Raw genomic sequence first — 4,784 nt, 5'->3', positions numbered from 1 at the left:
GAAACCGAGTTTCGCGAGGATCCGTTCGACGTGACCGTCGACCGTCCGCGGTGAGATCACCAGATGCTCGGCGACCGCGCGGTTGCTCAGGCCCTCCGCGATGAGCGCGGCGATCTCGAGTTCCCGTTTCGTCAGGGGCGAAACACTCGTCGGTGCGGTGGCCTCGGCGGCGGCTTCCCCGAGCGCGAAGACCACCGCTTCGTCGATCGTGGTCCCCGCATACGCGGAGGCGAGCTTGCCGAATTCGGCTTCGCCGAGCGCGTCGACGGCGCGCTGCCGCGCGGTACGCGAATCGTCGGTGACATGGGGGCCGAACGCCGAGATGTCGGTGCCCAGCCGTGTCCACACCGCGTCGGCCGCGCCGAACAGGCGCGCCGACATCCGGGGATCGGATCCCGCACATGTCCACGCCAGCACCTCGATCGACAGCGCGGTGCAGATCTTGTCCTTGTAGGACCGCTGGATACGCAGGGCGGCCCGGGCCGCGTCCACCCCCGCGCCGGGTGCCCCCTGATGCAGATGCACGAGGCTCGAAACCCACAGCGAATAGGCGCGATTCCAGTTCTCGCCGTAGCGCTCGGACAGGTCGAGGACCGTCTTGCAGGTGGCGAGCGCGGCGTCGGCATGCCCGTCGTAGATCTGCGCCATGGCGAGCTGGAACGACGCGGTCAGCACCGCGGCGGTGTCCTCGTGGGAGCGGAGCACCGCGATCGCCGACTCGTACAGGCCGATCGCCTCGGTGGTGCGGCCGCGGAAGAGCAGGTGCAGGGCCGCCCAGTGGTCGGTGTGTGCACCCAGGTGATCGTCACCGAGAGTTCCGGCGAGAGAACGGCATTCGGTCAGGTGCCGCTCGGCCGCATCGTGATCTCCCTGGATCAGCGCGATCCAGGCAGCCACCCACAGGGCATCGCCGCGGGCTCGGACCGGATCGGTGACGTGCTGCAGGACGCGCTCGAGGCGGGTGCGGCCGTCGGCGAGGTTGCCGCCTGCGATCCAGTGATAACGCAACGCCACCGCGAACTCGGCGGTGGTCGGCGACGACGATTCCTCTCGCAGCGACCAGTCCAGCGCCGCAATGTGATTCGGATGGTCGATGCGCAGGTTCGTGAGGATGTCCCGCTGTGTCGATCCGCACCAGTCCTGCGCGGCGCGTGCGGCCCGCGCGGCATAGTGGTCGCGATGCCGGCGATACAGTTCCGCAGTCTCGCCGCACCTCTCGGCAAGCTCGGCTCCGTATTCGCGCACGGTCATGAGCTGGGTGTACCGGAGCTCTTCGGCGGCGCGCTCGGTGCCGACGAGGGACTTGGCGATGAGCCGGTCGAGCAGGTCGACGATGTCGTCCACGGGAAGCGCACCGAACCCGCACACCGCCTCTGCCGCTTCGAGATCGAACGAGCCGGGGAAGACGGAAAGGCGTGCCCACAGCAGCCGCTCGTCCTCCGAGCACAGGTCGTAGCTCCAGTCGATCAGAGCGCGGAGGGTCTGCTGCCGCGGCAGGGCGCTGCGGTTGCCGCCGGTGAGCAGCGCGAACCGGCGGTCGATCCGCTCGACGAGTTGTGAGGGCGACAGCGACCGCAGCCGGCTCGCGGCGAGTTCGACGGCCAGCGGGATGCCGTCGAGGGACCGGCACAGCTGGGCGATCGCGTCGGCGTTCGCGTCGGTGAGCTCGAAGTCGGAGACGGTGTTGTGGGCGCGTTCGACGAACAGCGTCACCGCCTCGAACGGCGCGATGTCCACCGCCCGGTATCCGGTGCCCGGCGGGGGAGTGCCCAGCGGCGGCAGCAGGTAGGTCTGTTCCCCGGCGATGCCGAGCGGTTCGCGGCTGGTGGTGACCACCCGGATCTCCGGTGCTGCGGCCAGCAACGACGTGACCAGCGTGATCACCGCGGAGAGCAGGTGCTCGCAGTTGTCGACGACGATCAGCATGTGCCGGTTGCGGGTGTGCTCGGCGAGCTTGTCGAGCACCGGACGATTGGACTGGTCGGTCACGCCGAGGGCGGCGGCGGCCGCGGACGGCACCGTGTCCGGGTCCCGGACGGCCGCCAGATCGATCCACCGGACCGAATCGCGGAACGCGCGCGCCGAGCGCACCGCCAGCTCCTCCGCGAGCCGGGTCTTGCCCACCCCGCCGGGTCCGACCAGCGACACCAGACGGGCCTGCTGCAGGCACGCGCGGGCCGCGTCGAGTTCACGGCGACGCCCGACGAAGCTGGTCAGAGACCTGTGCGGGACGGTGGTGGCGGACAGCGCCGGACTCCCTTCCGAGATGCCGAAGGATCGAGGCCGAAGATACCCGATCGGGCTGTGACCCCCAACACAGGTAGCTACGGGGGTGTTCTCCCCCATGTGGGGTGGGTGTGATCCACGTCATGGTGGTCGTGTCCGGATCGGCACCCCTCGAGTGCCTTCCCCCGTGATCCACGAGGAGTCAGCATCATGTCCTTCGATCCTTCTTCCGCCTCTCCCGACGTCGACGCGGTCGTGGTAGGAGCCGGGTTCACCGGCCTGTACGCGCTGTACAAGATGCGCGACGAAATGGGCCTGACGGTCCGGGTTTTCGACGCCGCCGACGATGTGGGCGGCACCTGGTACTGGAACCGGTATCCCGGCGCGCGTGTCGACATCGAGTCGGTCCACTACTCGTACTCGTTCTCGAAGGAACTGCAGCAGGAGTGGCGGTGGAGCGAGCGGTTCGCCGCGCAACCGGAGATCCTCGACTACCTGCGGCACGTCGCCGACCGCTTCGACCTGCGCAAGGACATCACGTTCGGTACCCGCATCACCTCCGCGGTGTGGGACGAGGACCGCCGCGTGTGGACGGTGGGCACCGAGTCCGGCGACTCGGTCACCGCGACCTACCTGATCTCCGGTGCGGGCAACCTGTCGGTGCCGAAGAAGCCGGAGTTCCCGGGCATCGAGAACTTCGCCGGCGAGGTGTACCTGACCGGCAACTGGCCGCACGAACCGGTCGATTTCATCGGCAAACGCGTCGGGATCATCGGCACCGGGTCCAGCGGCATCCAGGCGATCACCGAGATCGCGAAGCAGGCCGGGCACCTGTCGGTGTTCCAGCGCACCCCGAACTATGCGACGCCGATCGGCAACACCCCGGTCACCGACGAGGAGATCGCGCACGTCAAGGCGCACTACGACGAGATTCGCGCCGCCTCCCGCAACCACTTCCTCGGCGTCCCGTACGACCAGGTGCAGGACTCCGCGCTCGCGGTCTCCGCCGAGGAACGCCGACGTGTGTTCGACGAGCGTTGGGACGCAGGCGGATTCCGGTTGTTCATCGACAGCTTCCGGGACATCCTGTTCGACAGGGAAGCCAACGACACGGTCGCCGAATACATCCGCGAGCGCATCTACGAACGGGTGAACGATCCCGAGGTCGCGAAGCTGCTCGCGCCGACGAACTACCCCTACGCGACCAAGCGTCCGCCGCTCGAGACGAACTACTACGAAACCTACAACCGCGACAACGTCACCCTCGTCGACGTCGCGAGCGCGCCGATCCGGGAGATCACCGCGACCGGTGTCCGTACCGCGGCCGCCGACCACGAACTCGACGTCATCGTCCTGGCCACCGGATTCGACGCGATGACCGGGCCGCTGCTGGCGATGGGCATCGTCGGCCGCGACGGCGAGCGGCTCGAGGACAAGTTCGCGGGCGGACCGCGCACCTATCTGGGGCTGATGATGCACAAGTTCCCGAATCTGTTCCTGGTCACCGGCCCGCAGTCCCCGTCGGTGCTCTACAACATGCCGCTCGCGATCGAGGACCACGTCGACTTCGCCACCGACGCCATCGCCCATCTGCGAGAGCGCGGTCTCGACACGATCGAGCCGACCCTCGAGGCAGAGGACGCGTGGGTCGAGCACTGCGCCGAACTGGCTGCGGCAACGCTGATGCCGAACACCGACTCGTGGTACATGGGCGCGAACATCCCGGGCAAGCCGCGGGTCTGCATGGTCTACCTCGGCGGAGCGCCCGCGTACCGGGCCAAGTGCGCCGAAGTCGTCGAACGCGGCTACGAAGGCTTCGAGCTCGGCGGTGGCGAGCAGCTCGCCCGCGCCTCCTGACGACGCTCCGATCACTCAGCAGCACAACACTTTCGAAAGAAGGCAGACAGATGGCACTGGACGAGCACGTCGCGCAGTTGATCGCGGAACTGCAGGCACAGGGACTGAAGTCGTTCGAGCAGATGTCGGTGGACGAAGCGCGCGGAGTCGTCGCGACGTTCACCGGGCTGCAGGCGCCGGCCGAACCGGTCGCGCGGGTTCACGAGGCGCGGTACAGCAGCGCCGGCCGGGAGCAGGACCTGCGTATCCATGTCCCGGAGGGTGAGGGGCCGCATCCGGTGGTGCTGTACTTCCACGGCGGCGGATTCGTGGCGGGGAGCCTGGACGTCGTCGAGGAGCCGGCTCGCGGAATCGCCAACGCCACGGGCGCCATCGTGGTGACCGCCGCGTACCGGCTCGCGCCCGAGCACCGGTTCCCGGCCGCGCCGAACGACGCGTGGGCCGCACTGAAGTGGGTCGCCGCCCACATCGCGGACTACGACGGTGACCCGGACAACATCGTGATCATGGGCGACAGCGCCGGCGGCAACCTGGCGGCCGTCACGGCGCTGCGGGCCCGTGACCAGGGCGGACCCCGGCTGCGCGGGCAGGTGCTCGTGTACCCGGTCGTCGATCCGGAGGCGCAACTGCCGTCGCGGAGAGAATTCGCCGAGGGGTACGTGATCACCGCGGCGGGGCTGGACTGGTTCTGGGAGCAGTAC

3 protein-coding genes are annotated in these 4,784 nt (G+C 68.6%); 2 read left to right on the top strand and 1 reads right to left on the bottom strand.

What is annotated here, in order from left to right; translation table 11 throughout:
- On the bottom strand, positions 1 to 2,217 hold a 2,217-nt coding region (locus I0Q12_RS22085), incomplete at its 3' end, for a LuxR C-terminal-related transcriptional regulator (protein ID WP_197254754.1).
- A 219-nt stretch (positions 2,218 to 2,436) separates the two neighbouring features.
- On the opposite strand from I0Q12_RS22085, the gene I0Q12_RS22080 reads away from it, so the two are divergent.
- Both I0Q12_RS22080 and I0Q12_RS22075 read left to right on the top strand, forming a co-directional pair.
- Positions 2,437 to 4,083: an NAD(P)/FAD-dependent oxidoreductase gene (locus I0Q12_RS22080; protein ID WP_197254743.1), complete on the top strand. Its 1,647-nt coding sequence runs from the start codon at positions 2,437 to 2,439 to the stop codon at positions 4,081 to 4,083.
- Positions 4,084 to 4,133: 50 nt separating this feature from the next.
- Positions 4,134 to 4,784 (top strand): alpha/beta hydrolase (locus tag I0Q12_RS22075; protein WP_231611205.1); only part of this gene is annotated, 651 nt, incomplete at its 3' end.

Source organism: Rhodococcus sp. CX, from assembly GCF_015865005.1.
Lineage (GTDB): Bacteria > Actinomycetota > Actinomycetes > Mycobacteriales > Mycobacteriaceae > Rhodococcus.
Note: the sequence above shows the minus strand (reverse complement) of the source record. Positions and strands in the feature narration are given on the sequence as shown.

Excerpts from the sequence above, each read along its gene's own strand:
- I0Q12_RS22080 (WP_197254743.1), top strand. The coding sequence starts at position 2,437 with ATGTCCTTCGATCCTTCTTCCGCCTCTCCCGACGTCGACGCGGTCGTG.